Consider the following 16,978-nt stretch of genomic DNA (forward strand, 5'->3'; position numbering starts at 1 on the left):
CCCCCCGCCGCCCGATCAGGCATTGCCGTCCCGGAACTCCAGCCCCATCTCGGAATAGCGTTCCGCCTCTTCCAGCCAGTTGGGCCGCACCTTGACCGTCAGGAACAGGTGCACGCGGCGGCCCAGGAAGTTTTCCAGCTCGGTCCGGGCCGCCTGGCCGACATTCTTGATCGTCTCGCCCTTGCGCCCCAGCAGGATGCCCTTGTGCCCCTCGCGGGCGACATAGACCACCTGGTTGATCCGGGCCGAGCCGTCCTCGCGCTCTTCCCAGGCCTCGGTCTCGACGGTCAACTGATAAGGCAGTTCCTGGTGCAGCCGCAGCGTCAGCTTCTCTCGCGTCATTTCCGCCGCGATCATCCGCAGCGGCAGGTCGGCGATCTGATCCTCGGGATAGAGCCACGGCCCCTCGGGCAGCGACCCGGCCAGCCAGCGGCGCAGATCGTCCACCCCGTGCCCCTTCTCGGCCGAGATCATGAAGGTCTCGGCAAAGGCGAACCGGTCATTCAATTCCTTGCTGAGCGCCAGCAGCGCGCCGGATTGCACCCGGTCGATCTTGTTGATGGCCAGGGCCACGGTGCGCCCGGTGCCGATCTCGGCCAGTTGTTGCAGGATCGCCTCGACCCCATCGGTGACACCGCGCTGCGCCTCGACCAGCAGCACCACGATATCGGCATCCGAAGCGCCGCCCCAGGCGGCGGCGACCATGGCGCGGTCCAGCCGGCGACGCGGCCGGAACAGGCCCGGCGTGTCGACAAAGACGATTTGCGCCTCGCCTTCCAGGGCGACGCCGCGGATGCGCGCCCGCGTTGTCTGCACCTTGTGGGTGACGATCGAGACCTTGGCCCCGACCATCCGGTTGAGCAGGGTGGATTTGCCCGCATTGGGCTCGCCGATCAGGGCGACAAATCCGGCGCGTTTTTCCATGGGACCGTTCCGCGTTGCAATCCAGATGCTGTACAGGATTTGCGCCGGCTGGGCCAGAGCGCGAAATCTGCGCGCCGCGCGGCACTTGTGCCAGCAGCGAAACCGCTCAGCGCTTGCCCAGTTTCGCCATCAGTGCCGCAGCGGCGGCCTGTTCGGCCTGGCGTTTCGAATTGGCCTGCGCCTTGGCGGTGCGGCCATCCTCCAGCCGCACGCCCACGGTGAAGACCGGGGCGTGATCGGGGCCTTCGCGGGCCAGTTCCTGGTAACTGGGCGGCTGCTGGCCGCGCGCCTGCGCCCATTCCTGCAACGCTGTCTTGGCATCGCGGGCATCGGTGTCGACATGGGCAACCCGGTCCCCCCACAGGCGCAGGATCATCGCCCGTGCCGCCGACAGCCCCGCATCGCGATAGACGGCGGCGATCACCGCCTCCATCGCGTCGCCCAGCAGCGCCTGTTTGCGCCGCCCGCCCGACATCATCTCGGAGCGGCCCAGTTTCAGCACCTCACCCAAGCCGATCTCGCGGGCCACCTCGGCGCAGGCTTCCTTGCGCACCAGCGCGTTGAAGCGGGGCGCCAATTGCCCCTCGCTGGCCTGCGTATCCTGTTCCAGCAGCGCTTCGGCCATTACCAGCCCCAGCACCCGGTCGCCGAGGAATTCCAGCCGCTGGTTGTCCGGCCGCGCCGAGGACGAGGCCGAGCCGTGGGTCAGCGCCCGGATCAGCAGCTCGGACTTGTTGAAGCGGTGCCCGATCCGCTGTTCGAACGCCTGCAGATCCGCCGACAACTTCACTCGATCGCCTTGAAGAAACGGTTGCCGCGCCAGGTCCAGAAATACAGCATCGAGCGTCCGGCAGAAGAGAACATCACCCGGTCGGCCCGGCCGATCAGGTTTTCATAGGGCACATAGCCGACGCCGCCGGCGATCTGGTCGACCCGGCTGTCGGTGGAATTGTCGCGGTTGTCACCCATGAAGAAGTAATGCCCCTCGGGCACCACGAAGACGCCGGTATTGTCGGTGCTTTGGTTGCCAATGTTCAGGATGGTGTGGCTGACCCCGTTGGGCAGGGTTTCGATGGCGCGCTCTTTCTCGCAGGTGCCGCCCATGCCGACCGGGGCATTGGCGCAGCGCGGGGGCGAGCCCTCGGGCCCCTGCGGCATCATGGGTTCGGCAAAAATGCCAGCCTCTTCAACCTGTACCGGCTGGTCGTTGATGTGAAGCCGCCCCTGTACCATCTGGATCCGGTCGCCCGGCAGGCCGATCAGGCGCTTGATGAAATCATTGCCGCTGACCGGGTGGCGGAACACCACCACGTCACCGCGCTCGGGCTCGCCGCCGAGCAGCCGGCTGTTGCCGCCGCGCATCCAGCCGCACAGGTCCTCGGCATCGACGTCCAGGCCGATTTGCGGGATTCTCACGCTGGGACACGAGGCATAGGAATAGCCATAGCTCATCTTGTTGACGAACAGGAAATCGCCGATCAGCAGGGTTTCCTTCATCGACCCGGACGGGATCCAGAAGGGCTGGAAAAAGACGGTCCGGAACACCCCCGCGATCAGCAGCGCGTACACAATGGTCTTCACCGTCTCGGCCACAAAGCCGCTTTTCTTCTCGCCCGTCATGCTGCCCGCCCCTTGTCGCGTTTGCGGTTACATGCGACCCGGGCTGGCGCGAGTCAAGGCACGACATCCGGGCCGGTCGCGGCCAGCGGCCGTGCCTCGATCACCACGAAGGCCTGCGCCCAGGGATGATCGTCGGTCAGGGTGACATGGATCACCGCCTCGTGCCCCGGCGGGGTCATCTGATCCAGCCGGTCTTTGGCCCAGCCGGTCACCTGCATCACCGGCTGGCCGGTCCGCAGGTTCGACACCGCCATGTCCTTCCAGGCGATGCCCATGCGCAGCCCGGTGCCCAGCGCCTTGGAACAGGCCTCTTTCGCCGCCCAGCGCTTGGCATAGGTGCCGGCGGTATCGGCGCGGCGTTCCGCCTTGGCCTGTTCGATCTCGGTGAAGACGCGGTTGCGGAACCGGTCGCCGAACCGGTCCAGGGTGTTCTGGATACGCTCGATATTGGCCAGATCGGTGCCGATGCCCAGGATCATCGCGGCGGTCCCCTGCTGTGCGGCGCGTCACCGCAATTGCGGCGCAGATAACGAAAACACGCCCGGCCAGCCAGTTGTTTCTCAGGCGCCCCTACCCTGCGCGCTGGACGCTCTGCGCCGCGCAGAACCGTGTCAGCGCGGCGATGGCCGGGGCGCCGGGGGCAGCGATCGCCGGGTCGGTGCCGATCAGCGTGACCGCCGCCTGCGCCTCGCCCTGCCAGTCCAGCACCGGCGCGCCCACCGCCGCAAGGCCGGGGATCAGGTCTCCGGCCACGCTGGCATAGCCATCGGCGCGGGTCTGGTCGCGCAGCGCCGCGACATCGCCGGGCCAGGCCGTGCCGTCGCGCGCCAGCACCTCGGCAATCACCGAAGACGGCGCAAAGGCCAGGAACACGCGGCCGGTGGCCGAGTTCAGCAAATGCAGGGTGGATCCCAGCCCCAGCGCGGTGACGATGTAATTTGCCGACCGCTCCCAGCGGACCACGGTTGGCCCGTGGCTACCCCAGACACATAACAGCGCGGTCAGCCCGGTTTCGGCCACCAGGTCGGGCAGCCGGTCGGCGGTCTGGTTGACGAAATCCTGCCGCGCCATCGCCGCCAGCCCCAGCTTCAGCGCCTGCGGTCCGAGGTCGTATTTCCCCGATTTCGCCGTCTGCCGCACCAGCCCCGCCTGCGCGAAGGAGGCCAAATAGCGGTGCACCTTGCTGACCGGCATACCCGCACGCCTGGCCAGGTCGGACAGCGCCGCAGGCCCCGGACATTCGGCCAGGACAGCCAGAAGAAACAGCGCGGAATCAAGGGATTGAAGCCCGCCCGAGGGCCCTGACGCGGTTGCGTCTGCCGGCTCGGAAATATCGCTCATTTTTCTGCTCCGCAATATCAATTGCATAATATGGAAAAACTTAGCAGAGTCGTCTCCAAGCGCAAAGCATGATTCTCGGAGGGAGGCCGCGATGAGTTTGAAGCGCGTTGATATTTTGGGAGGCGGGCCAGCGGGGCTCTACACCGCGATCCTGCTGCGCCGCGCCCTGCCCGATGTGGCGGTCCGCGTGACCGAGACCAATCCCAGCGGGGTGACCTGGGGATTTGGCGTGGTGTTCTCGGACCAGGCGCTCGATTTTCTGAAGGCGGACGACCCGGAAACCCATGACCTGATCGCGCCGGAAATGGAACGCTGGCAGAACATGACGTTGAACCACCCGGCCGGACAGGTGGTTCTGGACGGCATCGGCTTTTCCGCCATCGGGCGGCTGCAGCTGCTGCTGATCCTCGAGGCACGGGCGCGCGCCCTGGGGGCCGAACTGCGCTTTGGCCAGCACGTCACCTCGCTCGGTGAATTGGACGGCGACCTGATCATCGGGGCGGATGGGCTGAACTCGCTGGTGCGCGGCGCGGATCCCGAAGCATTCGGCACAACCGTGTCCCATATGGAAAACCGCTTTGCCTGGTTCGGCGCCCGGCGGCCCTTCGACACGCTGACCCAGACCTTCCGCGCCACCGAAAAGGGCGCGATGAACGCGCATCACTATCGCTATGCGCCGGATATGAGCACGTTCATCGTCGAATGCGACCGGGCGAGTTTCTTCGCCGAGGGGTTCGACAAGATGGACGAGGCGCAGACCGCCGCGCGCTGCGAAACCGTGTTTGCCGATGTGCTGGAGGGCGCGCCGCTGGTCGCCAACAAATCGGTCTGGCGGCAATTCCCCAAGCTGTGGTGTGACCGCTGGTACAGCGGCAACCGTGTGCTGCTGGGCGACGCGGTGCATACCGCCCATTTCTCCATCGGTTCCGGCACGCGGCTGGCGCTGGAAGATGCCATCGCCCTGGTCGCGGCGCTGAAGACCCATCGCGATCTGCCCGAAACACTGGAGACCTATCAGGCGGTGCGCCAGCCGATTGCCAGGAAGATCGTCGAAGCGGCCAATACCTCCTGCGCCTGGTACGAGGTTTTCGCCGGCAAGATGTCGAAACCGCCGCTGGAGTTCGCCTTTGACTATGTCACCCGTTCGGGTCGGGTCGACATGGCGCGCCTGCGCAGGCTGTCGCCGCGTTTTATCGCCGCTTACGAGGCGCAACAGAAGTTCGTGACCGATCCGGTGGGCGAGTGCCCGGCGGCGCGCCAGATCGGGTTCAGGAAATCGGATCACCCGAATTGCAGCGCGGTGTTGTGGGACAATCTGAACCGCGACCCCGACAAGGCGGCACTCACCGGCCCGGCCGGCACGCTGAGCTATGCCGCGCTTTGCGCCCAGGCGGCGCGATGGGGCCACGCGTTCCGCGATGCCGGGCTCGCACGCGGCGACCGGGTGGCGCTGTTCCTGGATGACACGCCGGCCTATCCGGCGGCGTTTTTCGGCGCGGTGCGCGCGGGCTTTGTCCCGGTACTGCTGAATACACTGACCACGCCTGACCTGCTGAATTTCTACCTTGCCGATACCGGTGCCCGCATCGCGGTCTGCGAGGCCGAATTTGCCCGGCGTTTTTCGGACGAGGCCACGGCAGGCACCGGGCTGGACAAGATCGTCATCGTCAACGGTGATGCCGAAGGCAAATTGACGGTGCCCGAAGCGGAGTTTCTGGATGGTCAGCCCGACAGTCTGGACTGCGCCGATACCGCACCGGATGACATGGCGTTCTGGATGTATTCCTCGGGCAGCACCGGGCGGCCCAAGGGCATCGTCCATCTGCATCACGACATGGCCTATTCGCAGCAGAGCTTCGGCGCGCATGTGCTGAAGCTGACCGCCGATGACATCTGCTTTTCGGTGCCCAAGATGTTCTTTGCCTATGGTTTCGGCAATGCGGTCACCTTCCCCTTTTCGGTCGGCGCAACCACCCTGTTGATGCCGGGGCGGCCCGACCCGGCGCGCATCCTCGACCTGATCGACACCTGGAAACCCACGGTGTTTTTCGGCTTGCCGACGCTGTACACCGCGCTGTGCCGGGCCGAGACGCCGGGCCAGCACGACCTGTCCAGCCTGCGGCAATGCATGTCGGCGGCCGAGATCCTGTCGGAAGACGTGTTCAACGACTGGAAGGCGCTGACCGGCCTGCCGCCGATCGAAGGGCTGGGATCGACCGAGATGCTGCATGTCTACCTGTCCAACACCGCCGAAGAGCAGCGCCTCGGCGCGGCAGGCAAGGCGGTTCCCGGTTACGAGATCAAGCTGCTGGACCGCGACGGCGCACCGGTGCCGCCGGGCGCGGACGGGATCATGCATGTGCGCGGCGATTCCTCGGCCCCCTGCTATTGGAACCGGCCGGACAAAACCGCGGACACCATGCGCGGCGACTGGCTGTATACCGGCGACCGCTTTGTCGAACGGGACGGGTTCTTTTACTTCCAGGGCCGCGCCGACGACCTGGTGAAAGTGTCGGGCCAATGGGTCTGGCCGCTGGAGGTGGAGCGCTGTCTGAACGAACACCCGCTGGTGCACGAGGCGGCGGTGATCGCGCATGAACTGGGTGACCGGCGCATGACGCTCAGCGCCATGATCAGCCTGCGTGCGGGCGAGGCCCGCGGAGGCGAGACCGCAAAGCAGTTGCAGGATTACGTAAAATCTGCACTCTTACCCCATAAATATCCGCGATTGATCGTTTTTTCAGACGATCTCCCCAAAACCGGAACCGGCAAGATCGACCGGCAGGCGGTGGGGCAGCGGCTGAAACAAGAAGCGAAAGATATTGCCTAAATGGGCAATATAATGCACAAAAGAACCAGTGTGACTCGGGCAAACCGGGTAAGCCAATGGGAGGAATCATGAGAACTTATTTGACGGCGGCCATGGCCGCCACTTTCCTTGCGGGCGCCGTCAGCGCCGAAAGCGTCAAGATCGGATTTGTCACCACCCTGACCACCGGCGCGGCGGTGATCGGCAACGACATGAAGAATTCGGTCGAACTGGCCGTCGAACATCTGGGGGGCAAGATCGGCGACCTCGACATCGAGGTGATCTTCGAAGACGACGCCTTTGCCCCGGAAACCGGCAAACAGGTGACCGACAAGCTGGTCAAGCAGGACGATGTCGATTTTGTCGCCGGCTATATCTGGTCGCATGTGCTGCTGGCCTCGCGCAAATCGGTGCTGGATGCCGGCAAGTTCCTGATCTCGGCAAATGCCGGCCCCAGCCAGATGGCGGGCAAGCTGTGCGACAAGAACTTCTTCTCGACCTCCTGGCAGAACGACCAGACGCCGATGGCAATGGGCGAGGTGCTGAACCGGCAGGGGGTGAAATCGCTCTATCTGATGGCGCCGAACTATGCCGCCGGCAAGGACATGACCGCCGGGGTTGAACGCACCTTCAAGGGGGAAATCGCCGGCAAGGACCTGACCAAGTGGGGCGCCGATGCGCAGCTCGACTTTTCCGCCGAACTGGCCAAGGCCAAGGCCTCGGGCGCGGACGGGCTGTTCGTGTTCTACCCCGGTGCCGCGGGCGGTGCCTTTATCAAGCAATATGACCAGGCCGGCCTGAAGGACACGCTGCCGCTGTATTCGGTGTTCACCGTCGACGCGCTGTCCCTGCCCAAGCTGCAGGCGGCGGGCTTTACCTCGGTTCTGGGCTCGCGCACCACGCAGCAATGGGATCCGACCCTGGACAATGCCGCCAACAAGAAGTTCGTGGAGGATTACAAGGCCAAGCATGGCGCCTACCCGTCCTTTTACGGGGCGCAATCCTATGACGCGATCATGCTGATCGCCTCGGCGGTCGAGGCGGTGGGCGGCGACCTGTCCGACCAGGACGGCATCCGCGCCGCGATGAAAGCCGCCGATTTCGACAGCGTTCGCGGCAAATTCACCTATGGCAACAACCACCTGCCGGTGCAGAACTTTTATCTGCGCGAAGTGATCGAGGATGCCGACGGGATGTGGACCACCAAGGTGGTCGAAACCGTCTACGAGAACCACCAGGACAGCTATGCCTCTGAATGTTCGATGAACTGATCGCAACCGGGTAAGGAAATCGGCCGGAGCCCCGCGTTCCGGCCGATTTTCACAAGAGGCAGGACAGTTGGACATTTCGCTTTTCATCATACAGTTGCTGAACGGGCTACAGCTTGGCCTGTTGCTGTTTCTGGTCGCGTCGGGGCTGACGCTGGTCTTCGGCATTCTGGACTTCGTGAACCTTGCGCATGGCGCGCTTTACATGTTCGGCGCCTTCATCTGCGCCACGCTGACTTTTGCCCTGGGCAATTTCCTGTGGGCGGTGCTGGTCGCGCTGCCGATCACCGGCCTGCTGGGCTTTGCGGTGGAACGGCTGGTGGCGCGCACGCTCTATACCCGCGACCATCTTGACCAGGTGCTGGCCACCTTCGGCCTGATCCTGGTGATGGACACCGCCGCGCATCTGATCTGGGGCCCCCAGGGCATTGCCGTCCCCCTGCCACCGTTCCTGCAGGGCCAGGTCACGCTGACCGGCGATCTGGTTCTGCCCACCTACCGCCTGCTGATCATCGCCACCGGGCTGGCCGCCGCCGGCGGGCTGTTCTGGCTGGTGAACTATACCCGGCTGGGCATGTTGATCCGCGCCGGCGCGTCGAACCGGACCATGGTGTCGGCGCTAGGGATCAACATCCAGCTGCTGTTCTCGCTGGTCTTCGCGCTGGGGGCGATGCTGGCGGGGCTGGCCGGAATGCTGGTGGCGCCGATCACCGAGGCCAATATCGGCATGGGCAACTCGATCATCATCACCGCCTTCGTGGTGATCATCGTCGGCGGCATCGGCTCGATGAAAGGCGCCTTCCTGGCGGCGCTGATGATCGGCCTGATCGACACGCTGGGCCGGTCCTTCCTGGATGACATCTTCAAACTGTTCATGTCGCCGATCGCGGCGGAAAACTCGGCGCCGGCGATCTCGGCGATGCTGATCTATATCATCATGGCCTGTGTACTGGCGCTGCGCCCGCAGGGCCTGTTCCCGCCCAAGGTGCGCTGATGAGCGGGCGCGGCGGACTGACGATCGCGGTGATGGTGCTGCTGGCGGCGCTGCCGCCGGTATTCTACTGGACCGGAAATCCCTTTTACCTTGATCTGGCGACACGGCTGGTGATCCTGGCCATCGCCGCGGTCAGCCTGAACCTGATCCTGGGCTATGGCGGCCTGGTCAGCTTTGGCCACGCCGCCTATGTGGGCCTGGGCGCCTATGCGGTGGGCATCCCGGCGCATCACTGGCTGTATGGCGGTTTGGAAAGCCTCGGGCTGGCCACGGTCTCGGGCTATGTCCAGTTCCCGCTGGCCATCGCGGTCACCGCGCTGTTCGCGCTGGTCACCGGGCTGGTCTGCCTGCGCACCAAGGGCGTCTATTTCATCATGATCACCATGGCCTTCGCGCAGATGATCTTTTACCTGATCGTCTCGATCGAGGAATATGGCGGCGATGACGGGCTGGTGATCGACACCCGGTCCGAGCTGGGCCTGCTGAATCTGGACAATCCGCTGCAGCTGTTCGGGCTGGCCTATGTCTCGTTGCTGGTGGCGATGCTGCTGGTGCGGATGATCGTGAATTCCCGGTTCGGCATGGTTGTGCAAGGCGCCAAGAACAACCCCGAACGCATGGCGACGATGGGGTTCAACACCTATGCCTTCCGGCTGGTCGCCTATGTCATCTCGGGGGCGATGGCGGGTTATGCCGGGGCGCTGCTGGGCAATTTCACCACCTTCATCAGCCCGGAAATGATGGACTGGTCGCGCTCGGGCGAATTGATGTTCATGGTCATCCTCGGCGGCGCCGCCACCACGGTGGGCCCGGTGCTGGGCGCCATCGTCTTCATCGTGCTGGAACAGGCGCTGTCGACCATCACCATCTATTGGCACCTGCCCTTCGGCCTGCTGCTGATGGGGGTCGTCCTGTTCGTGCGCGGCGGCCTGGCCGGCATGCTGAGCCGGAACAAGGACCGCTGAGATGGGCGACATTCTGCAGATCCAGGGCCTGAACAAAAGCTTCGGCGGCATCAAGGCCACCGACAACCTGACGCTGGCGGTCGAAACCGGCGAATTGCACGCGGTGATCGGCCCCAACGGCGCCGGCAAGACCACGCTGATCAGCCAGCTCTCGGGCGCCCAGCGCCCGGATACCGGGCGCATCCTGTTCAAGGGCCGCGACATCACCGCCCTGCCCACCCACCGCCGCGCGCATCTGGGCATCACCCGGTCGTTCCAGATCACCTCGCTGATCATGGATATGAGCGTGCTGGACAACGTCGCGCTGGCGCTGCAGGCGCGCGAGGGGCATTCGTTCCGTTTCGTGCAGGCGGCACGCTCGGTCGACGGGCTGCGCCGCAAGGGGCTGGACTATCTCGACCGGGTCGGCCTGGCCGACAAGGCCGAGCAGCAGACCGTGGCGCTCAGCCATGGCGAACACCGGCGCATGGAATTGGCCATCGCGCTGGCCTCGGAAGCCGAGCTGATGTTGCTGGACGAGCCGATGGCCGGCCTCGGCAGCCAGGAATCGCACGAGATGGTCGACCTGCTGCGCACCCTCAAGGGCAAACATTCGATCCTGTTGATCGAACATGACATGGACGCGGTCTTTGCCCTGGCCGACCGCATCTCGGTGCTGGTGTATGGCCATATCATCGCCACCGGCACGCCGCAGGAGATCCGCGACAACGAGGCGGTGCAGCACGCCTATCTGGGCGAGGAGTGACGCATGCTTGAGCTGAAGGACGTCACTGCCCACTACGGCACCTCGCAGGCGCTGTTCGGCATCACCCTGGACCTGCAGGCCGGCCAGGTGGCGACGCTGCTGGGCCGCAACGGCATGGGCAAGACCACCACGATCAACGCGATCATGGGCATCGTGAAGGCCAGCGGCGGCTCGATCCGGTTCGACGGGCAGGATGTGACCACCATGCCCAGCTTCCGCACCGCCAATCTGGGTCTGGGGCTGGTGCCCGAGGGGCGGCAGATCTTTCCCAACCTGTCGCTGAGGGAAAACCTGATCGCCACCGCCAGCAACCACCTGGGCCTGCCCGATCCCTGGACCGTCGAAAAGGTCTATGCGCTGTTCCCCGAACTGGAGGCCCGCGCCGCATCGATGGGCAACCTGCTGTCCGGCGGCGAACAGCAGATGCTGGCCATCGGCCGCGCACTGATGACCAACCCGAAGCTTCTGGTGCTGGACGAGGCCACCGAGGGGCTGGCGCCGCTGGTGCGCAAGCGCATCTGGGAGGCGCTGACGGCGATCCGGCAACAGGGCATGTCGATCCTGCTGGTGGACAAGAACCTGGCCGACCTGATGAAGATCGCCGACCGGCATTACATCATCCAGCGCGGCAAGGTGGCCTGGAGCGGGACCAGCGACCAGCTGAACGGCGACCCCGAAATCCGCCATCGCTATCTCGAATTCTGATCGGGCGTGGCCCGCGGATTCGCACCGGCGTGGCGGCGGCGGCGCACCGGAAGCGGCGCGCCTTTGGTCAGATCCGGCGATTCCGCCGATAAATTGGGCAGATTTACGCAAAATCACCCTCGCCCCCTGTTGGGCGCTGTGTGCGACGGCCCAGGCCGCGACATGCTGAGGGTGCAGGGCGTCTAGGGTTCCGTTTCCCGACCGGGAAAGCCAGGTCCGAGAGATGCCGCCGGCGCGGCAAATTCCGCGCCGGTACACGGCGGGCCAAAATCCCGGGAGAGTACTGCGTCGGTTCGACCGCGCCTATCTCCAATTCCGCCAGCGGACCGACAGCACAATTTTGGCGGAACGACAACAGGGAGTTCAAATATGCACAAAGCCAAGATGCTGTCCGCCGCACTGATCGCGGCCGTCATGGCGGCGCCCGTCATGGCCGAAGAGAAATCCGAGTTCCGGGTGGCCTGGTCGATCTATGCCGGCTGGATGCCCTGGGGCTATCTGGAAAGCTCGGGCATCATGGACAAATGGGCCGACAAATACGAGATCGACGTCGAGATCGTGCAGATCAACGACTATATCGAGTCGATCAATCAATATACCGCCGGCGCCTTTGACGGGGTCAGCGCCACCAATATGGACACGCTGTCGATTCCGGCCGGCGGCGGGGTGGACACCACCGCACTGATCGTGGGCGACTATTCCAACGGCAATGACGCGATCATCGTCAAGGGCGATGGCGACCTCGGTTCGCTGGCGGGCAAGCCGGTGAACCTGGTCGAACTGTCGGTGTCGCATTACCTGCTGGCCCGCGCGCTGGACCAGATCGGCATGAGCGAGGCCGATCTGGGCGGGGTCATCAACACCTCGGATGCCGACCTGGTCGCCGCCTTCCAGACCGACGATGTCGAGGCGGTGGTCACCTGGAACCCGCTGGTCTCGACCATCCTGGAAGACCCCAATGCCAAGAAACTTTACGACAGCGCCGACATCCCCGGCGAGATCATCGACATCATGTTCGTCAACACCCAGACGCTGGCCGACAACCCGGCCTTCGGCAAGGCGCTGACCGGCGCCTGGTACGAGGTGATGGGCCTGATGGCGGCGGGCGACGAGGCGGCGCTGACCGAGATGGCCGAGGCGGCGGGAACCGACCTGGCCGGCTACAAGGCCCAGCTGGATGCCACCGCGATGTTCTATGACCCGGCCGAGGCGGTCGCCTTCGTGGAAAGCGATGCGCTGAAAACGACGATGGTAAGCGTGGCCGAGTTCCTGTTCGACAAGGGCATCCTGGGCGAAGGGGCGCCATCGGCAGATTATGTCGGCGTCGCCTATCCCGACGGCTCGACCACCGGCGATGCCGGCAATGTGCAGTTCCGCTATGATCCGACCTATATGCAGATGGCGGCGGACGGCGCGCTCTGAGCCGCGCGCGATGGGCTGCAACACCCCCACCCTGTCCCGCCCTCTGGACGAGGGACGGGATCGCGCCGGAGCGGGGCGCAACCTGCGCCGCCGCCCGCGTGAGGGGGTATTGCTCAACGATGTCAACCAAGCGCCTTCCCTCCCCCGATCAGGGGGAGGGTCAGGGAGGGGGCCGCTTCCCAAGGGATTACCCGCATGCGCCTGATCAACCGCCGTCCGGGCCGCGCCCTGACGCTGTTCCTTGCCATGGTGCCGTTCGCGCTGCTGATCGGCGCCTATAGCGTCGGCTCGGAACTCCGCCTCGCCGCCAATCCGCAGGACAAGCTGCTTCCGTCGCTGGCCACCATCGGCGAAACCGCGCAGCGGCTGCTGACCGAGCCCGACCGGCGCTCGGGCCGCATCCTGTTCTGGCACGACACCGGGATGAGCCTGCTGCGGCTGGCCGTCGGTGCAGCCATCGCCGCCCTGACCGGGCTGATCGCCGGGCTGGCGATCGGGCTGCTGCCGCATGTGCGCGCCACGCTGACCGGGTTTGTCGCGGTGCTGTCGATGATCCCGCCGCTCTCGATCCTGCCGATCCTGTTCATCATCTTCGGCCTCGGCGAGACCTCGAAAATCGTGCTGATCGTGATCGGCATCACCCCGTTCCTGATCCGCGATCTGAGCCAGCGGGTACTGGACATCCCGCGCGAACAGATCGTCAAGGCCGAGACGCTGGGCGCCTCGACCCTGACCATCGCCGCGCGGGTGGCGCTGCCGCAGATCCTGCCGCGGCTGATCCAGTCGATCCGCCTGTCGCTGGGGCCGGCCTGGCTGTTCCTGATTGCGGCCGAGGCCATCGCCTCGGATCTCGGGCTGGGCTATCGCATCTTCCTGGTGCGCCGCTATCTCGCCATGGATGTGATCCTGACCTATGTGCTGTGGATCACGCTGCTGGCCTTCGTCATCGACTGGCTGCTGAAACAGCTCAGCCGCAAGGCGTTTCCATGGATGGAGGCGGGGCTATGAGTTTCGTGACCGTCGAAAACCTGTTCCAGTCCTACGGGCCGCGGCCGATCCTCGACCGGGTGAACGTCACCGTCGAGGAAGGCGAGTTCATCTCGATCGTCGGCGCCTCGGGCTGCGGCAAATCCACCTTCTTGCGGCTGTTGCTGGCGCAGGAACGGCCCAGCCGCGGCGAGATCCGCATCGATGGCAACCCGCCGGCGGTGGAACCGGGACTGGAACGCGGCGTGGTGTTCCAGCGGTATTCGGTGTTCCCGCATATGACCGTGCGCGACAATATCGTCGCCGGCGAGGCGTTCCAGCACCGCTGGGGCCGCTTTTTCGGCGCCGAAAAACGCGCGGCACGCGAACGCGCGGATACCGTGCTGGCGCGGATCGGCCTGGCGCATGTGGCCGACCAGTACCCCGCCACCCTGTCGGGCGGGATGCAGCAGCGGCTGGCCATCGGCCAGGCGCTGACCGCGCGGCCGCGGATCCTGCTGCTGGACGAACCCTTTGGCGCGCTCGATCCGGGCACCCGCCTGTCGATGCATGATTTCCTGACCGAACTGCGGGCCGAAACCGGCATGACCGTGTTCATGGTCACCCATGACCTGTCCGAAGGCTTCAAGCTGGGCGACCGCGTGCTGGTGTTCGACAAGCCGCGCTGGGACCCGGACGACCCCGAAGCCTTCGGCGCCACCATCACTTACGATTTCGATGCCCGCAATGGCGGCATCCCTTTCCAGACGATCAAGGAGAAGACCCATGTTCCGCTTCCCGCCTGAACGCAGCCGCTCGCATCATCCGGCCGACCAGCGCCGCAGCGAGGCGCGGCACCATCACCCGGACCTGACCAAGCTGCGCGGCTGGAAGGCGCTGCAAAAGGAGGGCGAACTGCCCGAGGGCCGCTGGGACGAGGAACGCCGCTGGGCGCTGCGCATGGGCCTGACCGGCGCCGACAGCATCGAGGACAAGTCGATCCCCACCTTCGCGCGGGGTGAACTGCCGCATTACGCCGGCATCAACACCTTCCTCAAGGCGCCCTATGCCGAGGACGTGACCGAGGTGCAGCATTACGACGCCACCGTGCTGGGCATCCCGTTTGACGGCGGCACCACCTATCGCCCCGGCACCCGCTTTGGCCCGCAGGGCGTGCGCAAGATCTCGGCGCTGTACACGCCGTATAATTACGAGCTGGGCGTCGATCTGCGCGAACAGATGACGCTGTGCGACGCCGGCGACGTGTTCACCATCCCGGCCAACCTGGAAAAATCCTTCGACCAGATCAGCCGCGCGGTCAGCCATGTGTTTTCCTCGGGCTCGCTGCCGATCATGATCGGTGGCGACCATTCCATCGGCTTTCCCTGCGTGCGCGGCATCGCCGAATGCACCTCGAAGAAGATCGGGATCGTGCATTTCGACCGCCATGCCGACATCCAGGAAAAGGATCTGGACGAGCGGATGCACACCACCCCCTGGTTCCACGCCACCAACATGCCCAACGTGCCGGCCAAGAACCTGGTGCAGGTCGGCATCGGCGGCTGGCAGGTGCCGCGCGAGGCGGTGAAGGTGGCGCGCGAGCGGCAGACCAACATCATCACCATGTCCGACATGGAGGAGATGGGCATCGACAAGACCGCCGAGATGGCGCTGGAAATGGCCTGGGACGGGGTCGACATGGTCTATATGTCCTTCGACATCGACAGCATCGATTGCGGCTTTGTTCCCGGCACCGGCTGGCCCGAGCCCGGCGGCTTCCTGCCGCGCGAGGCGCTGGCGCTGGCCTCGAAGGTTGCGGCCGAGGGGATTTGCGGCATGGAACTGGTCGAGGTCAGCCCGCCCTACGACACCTCGGACATCACCGCGCTGATGGGCACGCGGGTGATCGTCGATGTGCTGGGCGCGATGGTCAGCAACGGCACGCTGGGCAAGCACAAGGCGCATATCGACAAGCCGGTCAGCATTCCGCATGGCGAATTCGAAGGCCACCGGTGGTCGAATGCCAGGTAACGTCCAGGGAAATCCGGTGCCCCGACACAGCCTGCCCCCGGCCCGGGCGCCCCGCCCGGGCCGCGCCCGGCCGACATATTTCTACACGAGCCACGCCTATGCCACATGATCACCCGCACCATCACCACCACCATCACGACGATCATCCCCACCCGCACGGGCAGGGCCACAACCATGCCCAGGCCGATCACCTGCATTCGCATCTCCAGCCCGAGGACGAGGCCGCCGATCTGCAAATCCTCGCCACCCAGTTTATCGACGGCTTCGTGCAGGCCGCCGACAAGGCCGCCTATCTGCGGTTGGCCGGCGTCCCCTTCGAGCGGCCCGGCGCCGGCGGCGACAAGGTGCTGAAGCTGGTGGATGTCGAGTTGAAAACCGAATGGCAGGTCGGCACCGCCGCGCCGTCCTTTGGCTCGCGCGAGTTGAGCTATCTGCCCTTCCCCGGCCCGATGATCCGCGAACGCACCAATATGGCGCTGGTTTACGTGTCGATGGATGAAAAATCGCTGCTGGATATCCGCGATTTCCTGGCCACCCGGAAGGCCGAGATCGGCGGCTGAGTCCGGACGGCGCTCCCACCGTGGCGTTTCCCGCAGCTGGCCGGGGTGTTTCCCCTTGTCTTGACGGCCCCGGCACGGCACCCTGCCACGCATATCCGGGGGGGGGTGAATTTGACCAAGGTACTTGCGCTGTCCAGCTGGGTGGCCACCGGCCATGTCGGCTTGTCCGCCGCGGCCCCGGTGCTGCAGGCGCTGGGGCATCGCGTGACGCAGCTGCCCACCGTCATCCTGTCGAACCATCCCGGATTTGCCCATGTTTCCGGCGCACAGGTGCCACCGGATCAGCTGGACGGCATGGTTCAGGCGATGGCCGCCAATGGCTGGCTGGGCGATCACGACGCGCTGTTGACCGGCTATCTGCCCAGCCCCGCGCATGTCGAGCTGGCCTGCCAGCTGATCGACCGGCTGCGCCGGCTGAACCCGCAGATCAGGGTGATCACCGATCCGATCCTGGGCGATGACGCCACCGGCCTTTACATCGCCGAGGCCGCGGCCACGGCCACGCGCGACCGGCTGGTGCCGCTGGCCGACACGCTGACCCCGAACGCGTTTGAGCTGGGCTGGCTGACCGGGCAAGCCACCGATACGCTGCCGCAGGCGATCGCCGCCGCGCGGCAGCTGATCGCCG

General features: G+C 65.3%; 17 protein-coding genes and 1 riboswitch. Of the genes, 12 read left to right on the top strand and 5 right to left on the bottom strand.

What is annotated here, in order from left to right; genetic code table 11:
* Positions 1-15 precede the first annotated feature (15 nt).
* The 5 genes from era to CVM52_RS11185 form a co-directional block, all read right to left on the bottom strand.
* Positions 16-924, bottom strand: a complete 909-nt coding sequence (gene era, locus CVM52_RS11165) for a GTPase Era (RefSeq protein ID WP_100162576.1) — start codon at positions 922-924, stop codon at positions 16-18.
* Positions 925-1,030: 106 nt separating this feature from the next.
* The gene (rnc, locus tag CVM52_RS11170; protein WP_100162577.1) at positions 1,031-1,714 is read right to left on the bottom strand and encodes a ribonuclease III; all 684 of its coding nucleotides are present in this window, start codon (positions 1,712-1,714) and stop codon (positions 1,031-1,033) included.
* On the bottom strand, positions 1,711-2,544 hold the full coding sequence (gene lepB / locus CVM52_RS11175) for a signal peptidase I (RefSeq protein WP_100162578.1): 834 nt from the start codon (positions 2,542-2,544) through the stop codon (positions 1,711-1,713). The genes rnc and lepB overlap by 4 nt, the downstream gene beginning before the upstream one ends.
* 53 nt (positions 2,545-2,597) lie before the next feature.
* Complete coding sequence (gene acpS, locus CVM52_RS11180; RefSeq protein ID WP_100162579.1) at positions 2,598-3,023, bottom strand: holo-ACP synthase; 426 nt, start codon at positions 3,021-3,023, stop codon at positions 2,598-2,600.
* Positions 3,024-3,114: 91 nt separating this feature from the next.
* Positions 3,115-3,885, bottom strand: a complete 771-nt coding sequence (locus tag CVM52_RS11185) for an IclR family transcriptional regulator (RefSeq protein ID WP_100162580.1) — start codon at positions 3,883-3,885, stop codon at positions 3,115-3,117.
* Between the two features lie 91 nt (positions 3,886-3,976).
* Between CVM52_RS11185 and CVM52_RS27970 the strand changes: the two genes are divergently transcribed.
* The 12 genes from CVM52_RS27970 to CVM52_RS11245 all read left to right on the top strand — a co-directional run.
* Entirely contained in the window at positions 3,977-6,715 is a 2,739-nt protein-coding gene (locus CVM52_RS27970; protein WP_100162581.1) for a benzoate-CoA ligase family protein, read from the top strand.
* A 68-nt stretch (positions 6,716-6,783) separates the two neighbouring features.
* Entirely contained in the window at positions 6,784-7,965 is a 1,182-nt protein-coding gene (locus CVM52_RS11195) for an ABC transporter substrate-binding protein (protein ID WP_100162582.1), read from the top strand.
* Positions 7,966-8,032: 67 nt separating this feature from the next.
* Positions 8,033-8,956 (top strand): branched-chain amino acid ABC transporter permease, encoded by a 924-nt coding sequence (locus CVM52_RS11200; protein ID WP_205964937.1) that lies wholly within the window; start codon positions 8,033-8,035, stop codon positions 8,954-8,956.
* Positions 8,956-9,921 carry a branched-chain amino acid ABC transporter permease gene (locus CVM52_RS11205; protein WP_100162583.1) on the top strand — a complete coding sequence of 322 codons (966 nt, stop codon included), beginning with the start codon at positions 8,956-8,958 and terminating at the stop codon, positions 9,919-9,921. Before CVM52_RS11200 ends, CVM52_RS11205 begins: the two co-directional genes overlap by 1 nt.
* Position 9,922: 1 nt before the next feature.
* Positions 9,923-10,666 carry an ABC transporter ATP-binding protein gene (locus tag CVM52_RS11210; RefSeq protein ID WP_100162584.1) on the top strand — a complete coding sequence of 248 codons (744 nt, stop codon included), beginning with the start codon at positions 9,923-9,925 and terminating at the stop codon, positions 10,664-10,666.
* A gap of 3 nt (positions 10,667-10,669) precedes the next feature.
* Positions 10,670-11,371: an ABC transporter ATP-binding protein gene (locus tag CVM52_RS11215; RefSeq protein WP_100162585.1), complete on the top strand. Its 702-nt coding sequence runs from the start codon at positions 10,670-10,672 to the stop codon at positions 11,369-11,371.
* A gap of 171 nt (positions 11,372-11,542) precedes the next feature.
* A riboswitch (guanidine-I (ykkC/yxkD leader) is annotated at positions 11,543-11,652 on the top strand.
* 88 nt (positions 11,653-11,740) lie between these two features.
* Positions 11,741-12,793, top strand: coding sequence for a putative urea ABC transporter substrate-binding protein (locus tag CVM52_RS11220; protein ID WP_100162586.1), 1,053 nt, complete (start codon positions 11,741-11,743; stop codon positions 12,791-12,793).
* Between the two features lie 195 nt (positions 12,794-12,988).
* Positions 12,989-13,801, top strand: coding sequence for an ABC transporter permease (locus CVM52_RS11225; protein ID WP_100162587.1), 813 nt, complete (start codon positions 12,989-12,991; stop codon positions 13,799-13,801).
* Complete coding sequence (locus tag CVM52_RS11230) at positions 13,798-14,565, top strand: ABC transporter ATP-binding protein (protein WP_100162588.1); 768 nt, start codon at positions 13,798-13,800, stop codon at positions 14,563-14,565. Before CVM52_RS11225 ends, CVM52_RS11230 begins: the two co-directional genes overlap by 4 nt.
* A complete protein-coding gene (locus CVM52_RS11235) occupies positions 14,546-15,790 on the top strand; it encodes an agmatinase family protein (protein WP_240620938.1) in 1,245 nt (414 codons plus the stop codon). The genes CVM52_RS11230 and CVM52_RS11235 overlap by 20 nt, the downstream gene beginning before the upstream one ends.
* Before the next feature lie 98 nt (positions 15,791-15,888).
* Positions 15,889-16,350, top strand: coding sequence for a hypothetical protein (locus tag CVM52_RS11240; RefSeq protein WP_100162590.1), 462 nt, complete (start codon positions 15,889-15,891; stop codon positions 16,348-16,350).
* Between the two features lie 111 nt (positions 16,351-16,461).
* On the top strand, positions 16,462-16,978 hold a 517-nt coding region (locus tag CVM52_RS11245), incomplete at its 3' end, for a bifunctional hydroxymethylpyrimidine kinase/phosphomethylpyrimidine kinase (protein ID WP_205964938.1).

Source organism: Pseudooceanicola lipolyticus (assembly GCF_002786325.1).
Classification (GTDB): domain Bacteria; phylum Pseudomonadota; class Alphaproteobacteria; order Rhodobacterales; family Rhodobacteraceae; genus Pseudooceanicola_C; species Pseudooceanicola_C lipolyticus.